Source organism: Euhalothece natronophila Z-M001, from assembly GCF_007904085.1.
Taxonomy (GTDB): Bacteria; Cyanobacteriota; Cyanobacteriia; order Cyanobacteriales; family Rubidibacteraceae; genus Halothece; species Halothece natronophila.
In genome coordinates this window covers 1,171,887-1,189,190 of record NZ_CP042326.1, presented here as the reverse complement: position 1 = coordinate 1,189,190, position 17,304 = coordinate 1,171,887, and the positions used below count along the sequence as shown (strand labels likewise).

General features: G+C 39.3%; 17 protein-coding genes. 3 read left to right on the top strand and 14 right to left on the bottom strand.

Annotated features, from left to right (window positions below):
- Positions 1-67: 67 nt before the first annotated feature.
- The 3 genes from proX to FRE64_RS05605 all read right to left on the bottom strand — a co-directional run bounded on the left by proX (position 68) and on the right by FRE64_RS05605 (position 3,476).
- Positions 68-1,147: a glycine betaine/L-proline ABC transporter substrate-binding protein ProX gene (gene proX / locus FRE64_RS05615; RefSeq protein ID WP_146295048.1), complete on the bottom strand. Its 1,080-nt coding sequence runs from the start codon at positions 1,145-1,147 to the stop codon at positions 68-70.
- A 211-nt stretch (positions 1,148-1,358) separates the two neighbouring features.
- Positions 1,359-2,723: a cytochrome c biogenesis protein gene (locus tag FRE64_RS05610; protein WP_146295047.1), complete on the bottom strand. Its 1,365-nt coding sequence runs from the start codon at positions 2,721-2,723 to the stop codon at positions 1,359-1,361.
- Positions 2,724-2,735: 12 nt separating this feature from the next.
- Entirely contained in the window at positions 2,736-3,476 is a 741-nt protein-coding gene (locus tag FRE64_RS05605; RefSeq protein ID WP_146295046.1) for a cytochrome c biogenesis protein CcdA, read from the bottom strand.
- A 126-nt stretch (positions 3,477-3,602) separates the two neighbouring features.
- Here FRE64_RS05605 and FRE64_RS05600 point away from each other — a divergent pair, with 126 nt between their 5' ends.
- Positions 3,603-5,009, top strand: coding sequence for a GAF domain-containing SpoIIE family protein phosphatase (locus FRE64_RS05600; protein WP_146295045.1), 1,407 nt, complete (start codon positions 3,603-3,605; stop codon positions 5,007-5,009).
- Here FRE64_RS05600 and FRE64_RS05595 read toward each other — a convergent pair.
- Positions 5,002-6,690, bottom strand: coding sequence for a CTP synthase (locus tag FRE64_RS05595; RefSeq protein WP_146295044.1), 1,689 nt, complete (start codon positions 6,688-6,690; stop codon positions 5,002-5,004). The two genes, FRE64_RS05600 and FRE64_RS05595, sit on opposite strands and share 8 nt — an antisense overlap.
- A gap of 49 nt (positions 6,691-6,739) precedes the next feature.
- Positions 6,740-7,069, bottom strand: a complete 330-nt coding sequence (cutA, locus tag FRE64_RS05590) for a divalent-cation tolerance protein CutA (protein ID WP_146295043.1) — start codon at positions 7,067-7,069, stop codon at positions 6,740-6,742.
- A 116-nt stretch (positions 7,070-7,185) separates the two neighbouring features.
- Between cutA and FRE64_RS05585 the strand changes: the two genes are divergently transcribed.
- Both FRE64_RS05585 and murJ read left to right on the top strand, forming a co-directional pair.
- Positions 7,186-8,862 carry a hypothetical protein gene (locus FRE64_RS05585; protein ID WP_186708998.1) on the top strand — a complete coding sequence of 559 codons (1,677 nt, stop codon included), beginning with the start codon at positions 7,186-7,188 and terminating at the stop codon, positions 8,860-8,862.
- Between the two features lie 113 nt (positions 8,863-8,975).
- On the top strand, positions 8,976-10,589 hold the full coding sequence (gene murJ, locus FRE64_RS05580; protein ID WP_146295042.1) for a murein biosynthesis integral membrane protein MurJ: 1,614 nt from the start codon (positions 8,976-8,978) through the stop codon (positions 10,587-10,589).
- Positions 10,590-10,689: 100 nt separating this feature from the next.
- Here the strand turns inward: murJ and FRE64_RS05575 are convergent, their stop codons facing one another.
- The 9 genes from FRE64_RS05575 to FRE64_RS05535 all read right to left on the bottom strand — a co-directional run bounded on the left by FRE64_RS05575 (position 10,690) and on the right by FRE64_RS05535 (position 17,187).
- Positions 10,690-11,763: an agmatinase family protein gene (locus FRE64_RS05575; protein WP_146295041.1), complete on the bottom strand. Its 1,074-nt coding sequence runs from the start codon at positions 11,761-11,763 to the stop codon at positions 10,690-10,692.
- Positions 11,764-11,832: 69 nt separating this feature from the next.
- Positions 11,833-12,093, bottom strand: a complete 261-nt coding sequence (locus FRE64_RS05570) for an HNH endonuclease (protein ID WP_146295040.1) — start codon at positions 12,091-12,093, stop codon at positions 11,833-11,835.
- The gene (locus FRE64_RS05565) at positions 12,090-12,407 is read right to left on the bottom strand and encodes a KGK domain-containing protein (protein WP_146295039.1); all 318 of its coding nucleotides are present in this window, start codon (positions 12,405-12,407) and stop codon (positions 12,090-12,092) included. The genes FRE64_RS05570 and FRE64_RS05565 overlap by 4 nt, the downstream gene beginning before the upstream one ends.
- Before the next feature lie 58 nt (positions 12,408-12,465).
- Positions 12,466-12,798 (bottom strand): KGK domain-containing protein, encoded by a 333-nt coding sequence (locus tag FRE64_RS05560; protein WP_146295038.1) that lies wholly within the window; start codon positions 12,796-12,798, stop codon positions 12,466-12,468.
- Positions 12,799-12,810: 12 nt separating this feature from the next.
- Positions 12,811-13,188 (bottom strand): KGK domain-containing protein, encoded by a 378-nt coding sequence (locus FRE64_RS05555; RefSeq protein WP_146295037.1) that lies wholly within the window; start codon positions 13,186-13,188, stop codon positions 12,811-12,813.
- Between the two features lie 80 nt (positions 13,189-13,268).
- Complete coding sequence (locus FRE64_RS05550; RefSeq protein WP_146295036.1) at positions 13,269-13,646, bottom strand: KGK domain-containing protein; 378 nt, start codon at positions 13,644-13,646, stop codon at positions 13,269-13,271.
- Between the two features lie 39 nt (positions 13,647-13,685).
- A complete protein-coding gene (locus tag FRE64_RS05545) occupies positions 13,686-14,009 on the bottom strand; it encodes a KGK domain-containing protein (RefSeq protein WP_146295035.1) in 324 nt (107 codons plus the stop codon).
- Between the two features lie 78 nt (positions 14,010-14,087).
- Entirely contained in the window at positions 14,088-16,472 is a 2,385-nt protein-coding gene (locus tag FRE64_RS05540) for a dynamin-like GTPase family protein (protein ID WP_146295034.1), read from the bottom strand.
- A gap of 208 nt (positions 16,473-16,680) precedes the next feature.
- Entirely contained in the window at positions 16,681-17,187 is a 507-nt protein-coding gene (locus FRE64_RS05535) for a hypothetical protein (protein ID WP_146295033.1), read from the bottom strand.
- Positions 17,188-17,304 lie beyond the last annotated feature (117 nt).

Below are 17,304 nucleotides of genomic sequence, written 5' to 3'. Positions count from 1 at the left end.
ACATCTGTGATAAAAGCATGTAGGGGGATTATCTATTCACAAAAATTTTGAGAAATGGGATTGATTACTATTCCGCGGCTTCACGGGCTTCGGCAACCCATTCATCAAACTGATCTTGGTTTTCTTCTACCCATTCTTCAGCATGAGCGGTGATATCAGCTTCTGAGTCTTCCCCATCCTGCATTCTTTCATTTTGTTCGTTGATATCGTCAATGGGAATTTGCACTGATTCAAATACTGCAGCTGCGGCTGGATTCTCTTCTGCAAAATCACGGTTCGCGAGAACCCACATTTGGTCAAGGGCAAAGCCAAGGTTTTTACCATCCACTGTGGTGTCCTCTTCAGTGATTTCTCCATCTGGATCTTGATCTTCAGGAAGAGAGGTATAAGGAACTTCTAGCCACACCACATCTTCATCTGGTGTTAACACTGAGCTAACCCAAAGAGGAGTCCAAGTATAGTATAAGATGGGTTCGTCCTGTTCAAAGCGCGTAATCGTGTCTGCCATTAGAGCCATATATTGTCCCTGCTCATGTTCCACGGTATCCCGCAGTTCATATTCATCAAGGTGATGCTCAATGACTGTTTCACAACCCCAACCTGGGTTACAGCCAGTTAAGTTCGCTAACCCATCACCATCAGTATCAAAGAGTTCAGCAATTTCTGGATCTTGTAAGTCCTCAAGGTTGGTTATGTCATATTCTTCGGCGGTTTCCTTGTCAATGAGATACCCTTGCACCATGTCTTCAACGATGATGCCCATGCGTTGAAAAGCGTCATCGCCACCTGCTTCTGAGTAGTACTCACTGTGTAGTTTTTCCCAGTGAACTGCGGTAAAGTCTAAGCCACCGCCAGCAATATCGGTGTGCATGGTGGCATATTCTAATTCTCTGGGTTCAACAATGTCATAGCCTAGCTCTTCTAGCGCCATGGTAACGATTTCTGTCTGAAAGCGCTCTTCAAGAACACTGTAGGCGGGGGTTACTTGCACCCCAGCACCGGGTTGTTCATCCACTTCTTCGCCAATTTCTTCGTCAATGCCATTCTCTTCCACATCTAAGTCACCTGGTTCACACGCAGCAAGTCCTAATAAAACAGCAAAGCTAGCGGTTAGAGTTGTTAGAGATTTGAATTTTTGTACCATCATAAGTTCTACGTAAGTAATTGCAAATAAAAAGTGTATTCAGTATTAATTTTTTTCAATTGTAGTAAAGAGGGATCACCCCCCTTGGAGTTACCTTCCGAATTAAGCTCTACCTTAAATAAGCAAGATAGAGTGAGAAGTTAGTTATAAACTATATCTTAGTTCAGATTGTAGCTTAAACTTCTCTTAACTTTATAAAGATTTTCTTGATTCGTCAAGTTGAAGAGGCGATTAGTTGAGGAGATATTTCTTCTAAGGTATTAACGATTTCGATAAATTCTTTTTCTAAGCCTACTTGAGCGCGATTCGTTTTTCCTCCTAAGTAAAGGGAGTTTCCTTCTTGTAGAGCCCAAATTTGAGAATGAGAAATATAACTCATGATTACACCAACCATGAGTAAGCCAAAGCCTGTATAAACAATCGGAATTCCAGGATCTGCTTTAATTTGTAAACCTGTTGAACCGATTAAATCTAAGACTTTTAGGGTTACTCCTTCGACTTGAATTTCCATCCCAGGGCGGACGACTCCTGTTAATTTTCCGTTGGTATCGTAAACTAGCAATGTTCCTTTTAAGTCACGGGTTAAAAGGGAAACCCCTTGACTTAAGTCAGGTTTAATTGGAACCCATGTTCCCCAAAGATTACCTTCCTCTTGATTAAGTTTTGCCATGGGTAATTGGAAAACAGGGCTATTATTAATTTGAACTTTGACACCAGAAATGCCCCAATCAGTTTGGTAAAAAGTAACGCCGTCGTAGCGCAATGGGTGATTAACGTAGATGGTTTCTTGCTTGAGTTCATTTCCTTCGAGATCTACCACAGAGAGATCAGAGTAAAACTGGTCGATCGCGCCTTCGTTAGTATAATCAATCCAGAAATCATTAACCCTCACTTTCCAATCTTGAGGAACTTGTGACTGTGATAGTTTTCCCGCTTCAAATATATTTTTAACTTGGAAGGTTTCCCCTGTAGCAACCATTTCTTGCGCCATAAACCCTGTAAACGCGCCCCAAATTGCTCCCATTAAAATAATTAGCATACTAATATGAACAACAATGGGCCCAATACGTCCCATGATTCCTTTGCGGGCATAAAGCTGGTTTCCTTCCTGGAAAATTTTGTAGTTATGTTTTTCTAACTCAGGAATGAGTTGATCAACAGAAATATTACTCAGCTGACTACTGAGGGCAAGTTTTTCAAACTGACTGGGGCGTTTATAATATTGCCAGCGTCGGGCTGATTTGAGGGTGGGAATTTGTCGGGTAAAGCTACAGGCGGTTAAACTACTCCCAAAGATAACTAAAAGGCTCACAAACCACCAAGTGGTGTAAACATGATCTAAGCCCAGAGTGAGGATAACTTGCCAAGAAAGAAACCCTAATACTGCGGGTTCTTCGGGGTAGTTGTTTTGATAAAAGGAAACTGATTGCCCTTGTTCGATAATTGTACCAGTGGCACTAAAAAGCGCGATCGCGAGCAGTAAAATAATGGCAAGACGCAAATCTGCTAACCGAGAAATTAATTTTTGCCATCCTTTTTTTAGCCAAGAGAAGTTAAGGTTTATGGTATTATCGCTCATATAATTGCCAAATTAAAATTGATTTACGGGTAATCGTAATAACAGAGAAAACACACCAAAGCCAATGAGTAGCGCACCGCTAACAGGGCTAATCCAACTTCCCCAACGGCGAAATTCTAAGAACTTTTTAATTGAAGCGGTAAAAGTTCCAGCAATCACTAAGGGGGCAACATAACCACCTGTATAAGCGAGTAAAAGTCCAGCCCCTAAAATTAAATCTTGTGTATTGGCAACCCAAGCCAGTAAACTAGCTAATACTGGGGTACTACAGGGAGAAGCTACTAAGCCGAAGGTTAATCCTAATAAATAGGAGCGTACTGAGGCTGGAAAATCATCTTTAATCCATTGTGTTCCCCCAAAAGAAGGGAAACGAAGAGGAATAATCTCTAATAGGTTTAATCCCATAATAATCGCGATCGCGCTGACAATGATCGGTAAGCCAATGCCAATTTGTCCATAAACTCGTCCAAACCCTGCAGCAAAAATTCCTAATCCTGCTAAAGTAGTGGCGAGACCTAAGGCAAACCAACTAGATTTCCATAAGGCACTGCTTTGCCCTTGGGTGTCTGACCCACCAATATAACCAACCGTGATGGGTAACATGGAGAGCATACAAGGAGTGAGACTGGTGAGCAAGCCAGCAACAAAAATAATCCCAACGCTAACGGGAGTTAGCTGATTTAATTGTTCTGAAACTAACTGGTCAGCTAATTGTTGCACTTGGTATAGAACTAATTGTAAGTTTTCTAGCATAAGATCGCTATCAGGGATGGCAACATTTATTCTGTCTGTATCTTAACTTACAATAAACTTACCTTTATTGCTAATTTCTGCTTACTAATTGCTTGTTGCTAATTGTAAATTATTAATTTTAATGCTATGACTGCTTTACCCGCACCACAACCTTATTCAGAAGATCATAATTTTGGGGAAAATTTTTCAACTAAAGAAGCTCCAGTGACTACCCTCAAAGAGTTAGTGGCAAGTTTAAGCCGTGAACAAAATAAAGTTCAAAATTTATTAAGTTCTCTCGGATTTGCCCTGAGAAGTTTTAATAATCTCAATCAATTCTTAGAGATTATTCCCCTTATGGCAGCTCGGGTTTCTGATACGGATGGTAGTGCGCTTTTACTGTATAAAGGTGAAGGAAAAATCACTCTAGAACAATTACATTGTCAAGGGGGAGTAGAGTGTCAAGAAGTTCGTCATAGCATCTCAAAAGTTACTCGAAAATTAGCAAAAGAAAACTCAGAAAACCTTGGTGAAAACCTTGATCTCGATAGCTTAATCGAACAAGCCTTACCTCATGAAATTAAAGTTTTTGGCACACCTATTCTAACTAAAGGACGAGAAAGGGGCCGTCTTTATGTATTTACGCGCGATCGCGCTTATGAATGGACTCTCAGCCGTCAAAAATTAGTGCAACTGGTTGCTGATCAAGTGGCAGTTGCCATTGCCAATAATGATTTAACCCTAGAAGTCCAACAAAAAGAAAAGCTCGATCGCGAATTAGAAGTTGCCACCGATATTCAATTCCATCTCCTACCCCGAAAATATCCTAAAATCAAAGGACTCGACCTCGCCGCTGCCTGTCGCACTGCCAACCGCGTGGGAGGCGATTATTATGACTTTATCCCGGCTAACTACGATCAACCCCAAACTGATACCGACGCAGAAGGGGGGAGTACCGTTCCTTGGAGTATCGTTATCGGCGATGTTATGGGAAAAGGAGTGCCCGCCGGCTTAATTATGACCATGACACGGGGAATGCTACGGGCTGAAGTTTTAAACCACCATTCTCCAGCAAAGATTCTCGAACATTTGAACCGAGTGATGTATGAGGATTTAGAAAGCTCTCATCGCTTTGTCACCCTATTTTACTCTCAATACGACCCTCAGACGCGCCGTTTATCTTACAGTAATGCCGCCCATAATCCTCCCTTGTGGTGGGAAGCCAGCACTAACCTTGTCCATCGTTTAGACACTGCTGGAATGTTAGTGGGACTTGATACTAACTCTGAATATGAAGATAACACCGTACAACTCTCCCCTGGGGATACGGTTCTTTACTATACTGATGGCTTTACCGATGCTGTTAACCCCAAAGGGCAACGCTTTGAAGAAGAAAACCTGATCCAAGCCTTTCACCAAGCAGCCGCCCAGCACTATAGTTCAGAAGCGATTGTTCAGCATCTATTTGAGACAGTACAAGCCTTCATTGGCAATAAGAAAAAATTAGTTGATGACATGACCTTAGTCGCGATGCAAGTTCAAGAAACTAATTAATAATTTCAGCAGGTAGGGTTTCTCCCATTCCCACCTTCATTTCCTGTACAGCTTTCTTCGTTACAGAAGGAACAATCTCAAAAGAATGTTGTTTAATGGCAGCATCAATAAAACCTAAAAAGATAGGATGAGGCTGGTTGGGACGAGAACGAAATTCAGGGTGAAATTGAGTCGCCAAGAAAAATGCGTGATCAGGTCGTTCAATCATTTCTACTAGTCGCCCATCAGGAGAAGTCCCACCAATTACATATCCCCCTTCTAGGAAAAGACTACGATAAGCATTGTTAAACTCGTAGCGATGGCGATGCCGCTCATAAATCACTTCTTCTTGATAAAGACTGTAGGCGCGACTTTCTAAATTTAGCCGAGAAGGATATAACCCTAAGCGCATAGTGCCACCTAAGTCAACCACATCATGTTGTTCTGGTAGCAGGTTAATGACAGGATGCGGCGTATCAGGATCAAATTCAGCACTACTGGCTTCCTTGATATTGGCAATGTTACGCGCCCATTCCACTACTGCACAGTGCATTCCTAAACAAAGTCCAAGGAAGGGAATATTTTGAGTTCGCGCATATTCTACTGATTTAATTTTCCCTTCAATGCCGCGAATCCCAAAACCACCGGGAACAATAATTCCACTGACATCTTCCAGATAGGTTTGTGGGCTGTTGGCTTCTATTTCTTCTGCATCTACCCAACGTAACTTAACTTCACTTCCAAGCGCGATCGCGCTGTGACCTAAGGCTTCCACTAGAGAAAGATAAGCATCACTCAGTTGAATATATTTCCCGACAATCGCGATCTCAATTCCCTGTTGAGGACTTGCCATATTTTCAATTAGGGTTTGCCACTGACGCAAGTCGGGTTGTCGTTGTTCGAGATTTAATAACTGTAAAGTTTGTTGAGCTAACCCTTCTTTCTCTAAAATTAGGGGAACTTCATAAATGCTACTAGCATCTTGAGCAGTGATGACAGATTGTACAGGAACATCACAAAATTCGGAAAGTTTTTCTTTAATATTGGCTTTTAGAGCGCGATCGCAGCGACAAATTAGAACATCAGGTTGAATCCCAATCGAGCGTAATTCTTTAACCGAATGTTGTGTAGGCTTAGTTTTCATTTCCCCTGCTGAGGCAATCCAAGGCAATAAAGTCACGTGCATATAAACAACATTATTGCGCCCCACATCTTTCCGAAACTGTCGAATTGCCTCTAAAAAGGGTAATGATTCAATATCCCCAACTGTTCCGCCCACTTCTGTAATTACCACATCGGGATTCGTATTATCTGCCACCCGATGGATACGTTCTCTAATTTCTTGGGTAATATGGGGAATTACTTGCACAGTTCCCCCTTGATAATCTCCCCGACGCTCTTTATTAATCACCGCCTGATAAATGGAACCAGTGGTTACACTATTAAGGCGGGACATGCAAGTCTCAGTAAAGCGTTCATAATGCCCCAAGTCTAAGTCTGTTTCCGCCCCATCATCAGTGACAAACACCTCCCCATGTTGAAAAGGGCTCATCGTACCTGGATCAACATTAATATAGGGGTCAAGTTTTAAAATCGAAACTGAGTACTCACGGGATTTGAAAAGTCGCCCTAAACTAGCAGCAACAATTCCCTTGCCAATACTAGAAACAACCCCACCGGTGACGAAAACAAACTTAGTCATGCTCAATTCCTTCCCAAATCTATCTGTATTATTGTGCCATAGCTAGCCTTTATTGGGGAGCAACATTTTCACCGATCCAGTTAAGATAAGGAGTTAACCCAGCTTGAATGGGAAGGGCAATAATTTCTGGAACTTCATAAGAGTGCAGCTCCTTAATGCGAGCTTCTACTTGAGAATACTGGTTTAAGTCCGTTTTGATCATTAATTGCCATTCAGGATCACTATGGACTTCTTCTTGCCAAGTGTAAACCGACTGCACTGGCATCATACTGACACAGGCAGCATAGTTTTCCTTTACCAAACTTGACGCGATCGCGCGAGCTTGTTCTTCCGATTCTGCGGTCACTAATACCACACCGTATTGTTTCGTTTCATTCATAAGCGATTTCATATTCTTTTAGCCTTCCCCTCTAGACTAGCTTTAATCTCGTTCTAATCGTGGGATATCTGATACAGTTAAGCACAGATAAAGATGTGCTAAGGAAATAAAAGACCGTGTTTAGTCAAAAGCAAATGACTCAATGGGCAAAAAATGCCTGCTGTGCGCTTCTCATCGGTTTATTAACTATTGGACTGGTTAGTTGTGGAGGGGGAAAAACCCCCAAAACCGAAGAAACTAAAGAAGTTTCTAAACCCAAACCAGCCTTAACCGAAGTTGCACCACCTGCCATTTTTGAAGAATTAAGACAAACTTTAGATAACTATCAACCTCAAGTCTCTATTATCAGCCCCAACAATGGAGACATTATCGAAGATACTAGCGTTAGTATTGAAGTCGATGTGAAAGACTACCCACTATTCAAAAATGAAGAACTGGGAATGGGGCCTCATCTTCATGTCATCCTTGATAATGAACCCTATCGTGCAGTTTATAATGCAGATTCCCCCATTGTTTTTGAAGACCTTTCTCCTGGTACTCATACCATTCGGATGTTTGCCTCTCGTCCTTGGCATGAGAGCTTTAAAAATGAAGGGGCTTATGCACAAGTAACGTTCCACTTATTTACAGAAACCGAAAATAATAATCCCGATAGAGAAAAGCCGCTTTTAACCTACAGCCGTCCCAAAGGTACTTATGGGGCAGAACCAATTTTACTGGATTATTATTTGACTAATGCCCCCATACGACTTTTTGAACAAGAAAGTGATGCTGAGGTAGAAGTTAACCCTGCTTCCCAAAAAGAGTGGCGAGTTCGGGCTACTATCAATGGGGAAAGCTTTATTATGGATAGCTGGCTACCAGTTTATCTAGAAGGCTTTAAACAAGGGCGCAATTGGATTAAATTAGAGTTACTCGATGGAGATGGTAACCTCATTGCCAATGAGTTTAACACTGTAGCGCGACTCTTTAATTACCAACCTAAAGGAGAAGATACCCTTTCCAAGTTAGTTCGGGGAGAATTAACAGCAGAAGAAGCTCGGGTTATTGTTGATCCAGATTATCAAGTTCCTACGGAAGAGGAACCTGCTGAGGAAGTAGAAGACACTCCTACTGAACCTGTGGAGGAAGAACCTGCTGAGGAAGTAGAAGACACTCCTACTGAACCTGTGGAGGAAGAACCTGCTGAGGAAGTAGAAGACACGACTCCTACTGAACCTGCTGAAGAGGAACCTACTGAGGCAGTAGAAGAACCTGCTGAACCTGCTGAGGAGGAAACTACTGAGCAAGTAGAAGAAACGACTCCTGAACCTGTGGAGGAGGAACCTACTGAGCAAGTAGAAGAAACGACTCCTGAACCTGTGGAGGAGGAAACTACTGAGCAAGTAGAAGAAACGACTCCTGAACCTGTGGAGGAGGAACCTACTGAGCAAGTAGAAGAAACGACTCCTGAACCTGTGGAGGAAGAACCTGCTGAGCAAGTAGAAGAAACGACTCCTGAACCTGTGGAGGAAGAACCTGCTGAGCAAGTAGAAGAAACGACTCCTGAACCTGCTGAGGAGGAAACTACTGAGCAAGTAGAAGACACTACTCCTGCTGAACCTGTGGAGGAAGAAGCTATTCAGGAAGAAACTCCTTCTTCTCCACCTGAGGAAGTCACCCCAGAAGCTAGCGAGGAACAAGAAACGGTTACAGAAGAAGAAACTACTTCTGAGGCTGTAACTAAAAAAGATAGTTCTCTAACTGCTGAGACAGAAACAAAAACACAAACAGTACAAGACATAGACAAGTAAAGTAACTTGTGGTTAGTGTTGGGTTATGTCATAATGGCTAGCCCAACCTAATTAATGTTTTTCTAGTAATAAAGAATCACTAAATAACAAACAAGACGTAAAACATTTGGATTGTGTCAGAAAATCAAGCCTCTCGTCGTTCCCTAACTGGTATTGCTGGTATTGTCGCTGTCGCAACTCTTATTAGTAAAGTTTTTGGTTTAGTAAGAGAACAAGTTGTCGCCGCTGCTTTTGGGGTAGGGCCAGTAGCCAATGCTTATGCCTTTGCTTATATTATTCCAGGCTTTCTTCTGATTCTATTAGGAGGAATTAATGGCCCCTTTCATAGTGCCTTAGTTAGTGTTTTATCAAGACGAGATAAATCAGAAGCTGCGCCATTAGTGGAAACAGTTACCACCTTAGTAACTGGTCTTTTACTTTTAGTCACGATCGTCTTAGTAATATTAGCTCCGTTTTTTATTGATTTAGTTGCCCCAGGTTTAGCCACTAGCGCAGAAGGAGAAGAAGTGCGCTTAATTGCCATTCGTCAATTAAGAATTATGGCTCCTATGGCAATTTTAGCTGGACTTATTGGCATTGGTTTTGGAACGCTCAATGCCTCTGATCAATATTGGTTACCCGGTATTAGTCCCTTATTTTCTAGTTTAGCTGTGATTGGAAGTCTAGGGATTTTAGCACTCTCATTAGGGGGCGATTTACTTAACCCAGAATATGCAAGGCTAGGAGGGATGGTTTTAGCTGGAGGAACTTTATTCGGGGCACTTTTACAATGGTTAGTTCAATTATATGCTCAAGCGCGATCGCGCTTAGGAACATTTCGACCCCGATTTGAGCTTTCTAATCCCGGCGTGCAAGAAGTTTTAAGAATTATGGGGCCAGCAACGCTTTCTTCAGGGATGCTTCATATTAATGTTTATACTGACCTCTTTTTTGCTTCTTATATTGCTAATGCAGCCGCTGCACTAAAGTATGCTAACCACATTGCTTTAACCCCGTTAGGCATTATTTCTAACATGATTTTAGTGCCAATGTTGCCTGTTTTTTCCCGTTTAGCCGCTCCTGAAAATTGGGAAGAATTAAAAACGAGAATCCGTCAAGGGTTATTGCTTTGTGCTTTAACCATGTTGCCTCTAACCGCTATTCTAGTAACTCTTTCTACTCCTATTGTCCGCTTAATTTATCAGCGTTATGCTTTTGATGAAGCTGCTTCCGATATTGTAGCTCCGGTTTTAATGGCTTATGGGCTAGGAATGTTTTTTTATTTAGGCAGAGATATTTTAGTGCGAGTTTTCTATGCCCTTGGTGATGGTAATACGCCATTTCGGATTAGTTTAATTAATATTTTTATCAACGCAGGATTAGATTTCTTCCTGATTAATTTATTTCAAACTCCAGGCTTAGTTTTTGCCACTATTGGTGTTAATTTAATCTCAATGGTAATTATGTTATGGGTGTTGAATAATCGATTAAATGGACTTCCGTTGTTGCACTGGAGTAAAATAATTGCTTTTCTATTTATTGGCACTGTATTTGCTGGTATCGGGAGTTGGGGAATTAGTCAACTTTGGGAATTATGGTTAGGATACGATAACTTAATATTACAAATCGGACAAATTGTCTTTCCTTCTCTAGTCGCCTTTTCTATCTTTTTTCTAATTGCTAGTTGGTTAAAGTTACCGGAATTAAACATCTTAATAGAGCGCGTTAAAAGTAAAGTAAAAAGATAATTGCAATAAATACCTTAATTTCTCCCTAGGGGGGGAATTAGCTTGAGTGTCAAAATATGAAGATGCTCACGCTTCACTCGGTTCCATCATAATCTTTGATTTAATGGGAAAGCGCCAATGAGTAATCCTGAGATGCAAACATCAAATTTGCCAACTTATAAGCAACTCTAGCACCCACATTTCCATCCCATTCATCCTCAAGATTATTCAAATTAGGAGAGACTTCACATAAATCAAAACCAATAACTCTTTTTCCAGCTTTCACTAAAGCGATGATCAAGTAAATGACTTGATTAAAGTCTAACCCTCCTGGAACAGGAGTTCCAGTATTAGGACAAAAATGAGGGTTTAACCCATCAATATCAAAGCTAATATAAACTTGCTCGGGTAAACAATTAATAATTTCCTGACATTGATTTGACCACAAATAGCCCTGATAGGCTTTATCTTTGATTTCCCAATCAGTGAACCAAGTGACTCGCTGATCTTGATCTGCTTGCTCTCTTTCTCCCTGAGAAAAATCTCTTAATCCCACTTGAATTAAATGGGAAATTTCTGGCAGCTTTAATACATTGTGCATAATGGAGGCATGAGAATAAGTAAACCCTTCATAAGCCTTTCTCAAATCAGCATGAGCATCAATTTGTAAAATTCCATACTCTCCATAATGTTCAGTTAGTGCTTTTATATAACCATAGGGAACACTATGATCGCCGCCAATTAAGCCAATTAGTTTATTCTGGTGTAATAGAGCTTTGGTTTGATTATATACCCAATGATTCAGTTCTTCACAAGCATCGTTAACAGTTTTTAATTCTGATTGAATTTTAGAATCTTGATAAGATTTCCCCTCTTCCTGATAAGTAATTACTGTTTTAGCAATACTTCTCATTTGCTTATTTTTAGCTTTAATTACTTCAGAAATAGGAATAGTATAATGACCAATTTTCCAGGCTTCAGCAACATGATAATCTGTGGGTTCTAGTTGTACAGAAGCATCAATAATCGCTTGGGCACCGTTAACTGTTCCCCCGCCATAAGAAGTAGTAACATCCCAAGGAACAGGAAAAAATACAAATTGAGACTCTTCAAGAGAATAAGGAAATCCTAAAAATTGACCATTGGGACGGGAAATATCATCAGGATCAACTAAATCAGTATGTAGTCGCTTCATTATATCAAGTCCTAAGAAAACTACTTTTTATTAATTTAATATAAAATTTCTGCAATTGAATTTTAATTACTAAGAAAAGCGACGGCGAAAACGCTGATCAAAATGGTGTTTTTTTTGGTTATTACAGCGACGACATAACGTTTGTAAGTTACTAATATCATTTGATCCACCGTTAGCGATGGGAATAATATGATCCACTTCTAATGCAGTTTGAGTTTGCTTCTTTCCACAGCTTCGACATTGGTAATTATCTCGTTGGAAAACATACTCTCTCACTTCTGGGGGAATGACAATTCGCGAGGTTGCTTTTTGAAAGCGTTTCTTCTTCATGATTGCTGATTTCTCACATTGTCTAAAGGTGATTCTGGTTCATCGGGGATAAATTCCAGCGTGATTCTGACTTTACCTGTTTTCCAATGACTTTGAGGCGATAAAACTTTACAGTTAATTCCTTCTTCTGTCCATTTTTTGGCTTCTTTTTCTCTCCCTTCGGGATTCTTCCAGCTAGAAACTTTCTCAGAAATTATTTTTGTTAGTAGTTGAAGAAATTCTTCAACCGTAAAAGTTTTATTCAAAAGTGATCTCTGTTTATCTTGAGTAGAAATTACATCTTGTCGATTTAGCTGTATATATTTATTATTCATATTTATGCTACTCTATTAACTCCTTTTAATTCTATATACTTGATTAACCGATCCTACTTTATTGACGAAATTTATTCAAAAACTGATGATTTTGGCTTTCTATGTTTTCTTCTGTCTCAACTTCATCGGGAATAAATTCTAGTTCAAGTTTGATTCTTAATTTTCCCTTTCTCCAGTCTTGATTAGGAGATAGCATTTCACACTCTCTTCCCTCTGAAAGCCATGTACTTAAAAGTCTTGGTGGTATTGCGTTTTTACTTTGATTAGTTAAAATTAATTGGAGTTCCTTTAGAAATTGCTCTGACTTAATAAAAGTATCATGTTGAATTAAGCCCTGCGGTGGCATGCAAATTACTTCTTTACCTTCTAAAGTTTCTATATTTTGATTCATTATTTTCACCTCTTATGATTCCCCATTACGAAAATTATCTAAAGGAGAGTCTGCTTCTTCTGTTTCCTCCCATAATTCAAACTCAATGTTTAGTTTGACACGAATTTTTCCCCTGCGCCAGCCTTTTGTATCATAAGCTCGCATAATTTCACAATCTACCCCCTCTTCAAACCATTGAGAAAAACGATTTAAACTGTCTCCAGGTATTATTTTGATATTATTTAGTCTGAGATTATGAGAAAATTTATCATTGAGATTTTGCCCCCAATTATTGTATTGAATAGATTCTTTCAGGCTTTCTAAAGTTGAATCAGCTTTTCTCACTTGATCATCATAGAAGCCAATCACATCATCTTCTTGCCACTCAATTTTTCTATATTGTTCTTCCATTTTTACTTATCTCCTAATCTATTTGAATTACGGGACACATTTAGTAAAGTTTCTAGATGTTTATTCATTGGTTTCACTGATTATGATTCCTCATTACGAAAATTATCTAAAGGAGAGTCTGCTTCTTCTGTTTCTTCCCATAATTCAAACTCAATGTTTAGTTTGACACGAATTTTTCCCTTACGCCATCCTTTTGTATTCTCAGCCCGCAGAATTTTACACTCTACACCCTGTTCAAACCACTGATTGCTACTTTTAGATATAGGAATTGTTGAATTTTTACTAATTCTAATTTTATGATCTAGCTTTTGTCTAAAAGTCCTTCCAAGTTCAGAATCTTTAATTGACATCTCCATGGTTTCTAATAATTGTGACATTTTAATAACATCTTGCTCTGAGAAAGCAATCACATCATCATTTTGCCATTCAATTTTGTTTAAATTGTTTTCTTCTTGCATACTTAAGTTATCCTCCTTATTATTTACTGAAACTAATGATTACTTGCGAAACTCGTCTAAAGATTTTTGATCAGTTATTTGAATGTCGTCTTCTGGTTCAGGATCATCAGGGATAAATTCAAAACGAATGATTATTTTACCTTTCCTCCATCCTTTACCATCCTGTTTTAATACTTCACAATTATTAATAAAATCTGGAAATATAGATATAGATTGATTTATTTCCTTTTGAAAACGTTCCCTAATCCAGTTATTCATTTTCTTTTTAATTTGCTCTAGTTTAGTCGTTTTATCAAAATCAAAGCGATCATTTTTAATATGAACAACATCATGATTATCTAGAAAATTATTTGGGTTAGTCATTCTTACTCTTATCTCCTCATTTGCAATTATCCAATATAACAAGAGATGGGTAAATGTTACCCACCTCAAAAATGTAGATTAACTGGTGAAGACAATGTCACTTAATTGATGATCGTATAGTTGCATCGCTTGCAAACAGGAATTAATTGCTCTCACCGCTTCATTATACTTTTCAACTTTCTCTAGAGTTTCTGCTTGTAAACGCTGATTTTTGGCAATACGTGCTTCCGCTTCTTGTTCGAGGGTTTTCTCTAAATTAGTACGGGCTTTTTCATATTGCTGTAAAATGTGTTCCGCTTGCTGATCCGCCATGGGTAAAAGATTCTTTTTCAAGGTATTATTAATGGTTTGGCGGAAATGACTGCGAATGGTTTTATCTACTTTTGGTTCAAAGTCTAGCTTTAAAAGTTGGCGAATTGAGGGTTCAGCTTCTACCATACTTTCTGCATCATAACTTTGAGAGGTTTGTTGTAAAGTTTGACGAAATTGATAGATAGAGAATGTTCCTTCATCATAAAAACGAGGGCTTTCTCGCACGTAACGATCACATTCCGTATGAGCAGCATTTTTCATGGCAACTTTTAAGTTATTCTTGATGGTTTCTAGTTCATTTTCAATTCCACTATCATCTCCTAATAAACGATAAAGCTGGCGATAATATTCTTGATGACGGAGTTTATCTAGTAACCGTTGACAGTAGTTTTCGATGATTAATTGGGCACTTTCTTCTAAGACTTTTTCTAACTCATTGGCGAGATAGTATAAAGCCTCAACTAAGACAGCAATTAAGGGGGCGGTAGAATTTTGGGGATGATTATAGGTGGCTCGACTGTAAGCATCTCGCACGGAAAATGTTTGTAATAATTCATCGAGGCGGCTTACCATTCGTGCTTGCAATTTATTAAAGTCGGCTTCAAAGGCGTTATCTTCATTAATAATGACTTGGTTAACTTCTTCAGAAAGATGCTGACGGAATTGTTCCCCCACTGCTTTTAATTGCTGATTGAGTTGTTGTAACTCTTGGTTTTTCATGGACTCAATTTCTTGGGGTTGGTTGATTAATTCCCGATAATTGGCTGTCCAATGTTGACTAAGCTGAATACAAATTTCTTCTAAGTCATCAGCAAGAGTGATAAAGAGTTGGGGGCGTTTTTCTTCGGTGAGATAACGGGTAATGGCGGTGCGAAATTCCTCAATTCCACTATCTTGAATCAGTTGATTAATTAAGGGGTTTCCCCATTGGTTTAAGATGCGAACATAGTTTTGGTTGGGGGTTTCATGACTGTCGAGATAAACCCGAAAGATGGTGTTTGCTAATTTCCCTGAGTTGCCACAATAGTTGTTAAATTCACTGACAAATTGGGGCGTGTTTTCTTCTCCCCCTAAGGTTTTCATGCTGTCAGCAAAAATGGAGTCTAAACCAAATCGATCGCGCTCACTGGTTTTTCTAACTTGACTCCCATAAAATCCTAATAAAGCACTGGTTTGATAAACGCGATCGCTGTCCCAAAATTGTTCGGAAACCAGTTCTTCTAACCGTTGACGCAATTGAGCATTATACCACGTTTCATCAATACGATTAAAGACATAAAAAACGCGATCGCGCACCCCTGGATTACTTTTAATTAACTCTAATAGTTCTGTTTCTTCTGTAGTCATTTCCCCAGCCGCAGCAGGCTTTAAAACACAAACCACCGCCGAAGTATCAGGGTCTTTAATTTTATCGTAAGTCAAAGCGCGATCGCGCTCTACAGGTGCATCAATACCGGGGGTATCAATAATGACATTTCCATCTGCTAACAAAGGATGATGACAGTAATATTCCAACCGTTTTAAAACTGCACTATTACTTCCACGGCGGGCATAATCTGCTGCTTCTGTCAAGTTATCAAAATTAAATTCTCGCATGGGATAAGTTCTATTTTCAGTTTGCCCAATGTGATCGTGATTTTTCTGATATCCTTCAATTAAGAGAGATAAAGCCCTAGCTTGTTTTGCACGTTCAGAACGTCCTTCTCCCCCTTCTTGTTGGATAATCTCACTACAGCTTTTGTAGAGAGCATTCATAGAATCTACATCATCAAGATCGCTAGGAGAATTTAACCCCAAACTTGAACAAAGAAACGCTGCTTGCTCTACAATTTCTGCTTGAGATAAAAAGGTTATGATAACTCGTTCTTCTTCTGCTTCTGCATATTCAATGGAACATTCTGTTCCCGTGGCGTGTCCTTCTGCACTATAAAGTAACTCTCGCTCTAACAGTGCATTAATTAACATTGACTTTCCCGCACTAAACGCCCCAGCAAAGACAATGTAGAATTTCGGCGCAACCACCTTTCTTAAGTCAGCTTCCACTGCGCTAGTATTGGGTTTAGGGTAAAGCGTGTTTTCTTGTCGTAATAACTCTAATATTTGGTTGACTTTTTCAGATAACTGTGAGCACTCTTGAGGAAGTTGTGTCATAATACTTTATTTGTTGTAATTCTGGGATTACTCTAGTCTTACCCTAAATTTTTCAAAACGTCGAATAAGATCACAAAAAAATATTATGAGTCAAAAAATAGTAAATTAATAAAAGAGGTATTAGTCCTTTGTCCTTCGTCCTTTGTTGTTTGTAAACCAATGACTAATGACTAATAACCAATACAGACTAAGAAACGCTATACTTAATTTAAAGCTGTGCTAAAGTATCTAAATCAAACTGAGCTAGCCATTCCTTACGAGACTCTTCATTAAATTGATCGCTACGAGAAATAATTTTAACTTGATAACGATCGCGCACTAAAACAGCACTGGCTTTACTTCCTTGATTAACAACAGGATAACCTTTAATCATCTCAGAGCTATCCTTAAATTTATTGCTAGCACTGGGATTATTTGCAATATCAGAAATTGAAAGTAAGGCTAACTCTTCTCCATCTTCTTTTAATTTTGCTTGAGCAAATCCTCGTTTTTCTTGCGTGTAAATAATTTGGTAGGAATCTTCAGTTTTGGGAAAATAGCGATTAAGTTCTCCTCCCTTAACCGCATCTTCAGCAACTGCTGTAGCTTGGGGCTGGGTACTTTCTTGTTGTGCGCCTTCAAAGCGAGAAGTAGGCTCATTATTACTGCAAGCAGGCGTTAACAAGAAAATTGTAATAACAAGAATTAAGGAAAGGATAGAACGAAGTTTAAGCATGGGGATTATTTTCTTCATAAAAATACAGATAAAGTGAGGTTAACCAAACAAGAATTAGCAACAGATAAGGGTAATTTTATCTTACGATAGAAGAAGAAGATCAGTATTTATTTGGAG

Bases quoted from the DNA above. Each gene is read 5' to 3' on its own strand.
- proX (WP_146295048.1), bottom strand. From the start codon at position 1,147: ATGATGGTACAAAAATTCAAATCTCTAACAACTCTAACCGCTAGCTTT.
- FRE64_RS05610 (WP_146295047.1), bottom strand. From the start codon at position 2,723: ATGAGCGATAATACCATAAACCTTAACTTCTCTTGGCTAAAAAAAGGA.
- FRE64_RS05605 (WP_146295046.1), bottom strand. From the start codon at position 3,476: ATGCTAGAAAACTTACAATTAGTTCTATACCAAGTGCAACAATTAGCT.
- FRE64_RS05600 (WP_146295045.1), top strand. From the start codon at position 3,603: ATGACTGCTTTACCCGCACCACAACCTTATTCAGAAGATCATAATTTT.
- FRE64_RS05595 (WP_146295044.1), bottom strand. From the start codon at position 6,690: ATGACTAAGTTTGTTTTCGTCACCGGTGGGGTTGTTTCTAGTATTGGC.
- cutA (WP_146295043.1), bottom strand. From the start codon at position 7,069: ATGAATGAAACGAAACAATACGGTGTGGTATTAGTGACCGCAGAATCG.
- FRE64_RS05575 (WP_146295041.1), bottom strand. From the start codon at position 11,763: ATGAAGCGACTACATACTGATTTAGTTGATCCTGATGATATTTCCCGT.
- FRE64_RS05570 (WP_146295040.1), bottom strand. From the start codon at position 12,093: ATGAAGAAGAAACGCTTTCAAAAAGCAACCTCGCGAATTGTCATTCCC.
- FRE64_RS05565 (WP_146295039.1), bottom strand. From the start codon at position 12,407: ATGAATAATAAATATATACAGCTAAATCGACAAGATGTAATTTCTACT.
- FRE64_RS05560 (WP_146295038.1), bottom strand. From the start codon at position 12,798: ATGAATCAAAATATAGAAACTTTAGAAGGTAAAGAAGTAATTTGCATG.
- FRE64_RS05555 (WP_146295037.1), bottom strand. From the start codon at position 13,188: ATGGAAGAACAATATAGAAAAATTGAGTGGCAAGAAGATGATGTGATT.
- FRE64_RS05550 (WP_146295036.1), bottom strand. From the start codon at position 13,646: ATGCAAGAAGAAAACAATTTAAACAAAATTGAATGGCAAAATGATGAT.
- FRE64_RS05545 (WP_146295035.1), bottom strand. From the start codon at position 14,009: ATGACTAACCCAAATAATTTTCTAGATAATCATGATGTTGTTCATATT.
- FRE64_RS05540 (WP_146295034.1), bottom strand. From the start codon at position 16,472: ATGACACAACTTCCTCAAGAGTGCTCACAGTTATCTGAAAAAGTCAAC.
- FRE64_RS05535 (WP_146295033.1), bottom strand. From the start codon at position 17,187: ATGCTTAAACTTCGTTCTATCCTTTCCTTAATTCTTGTTATTACAATT.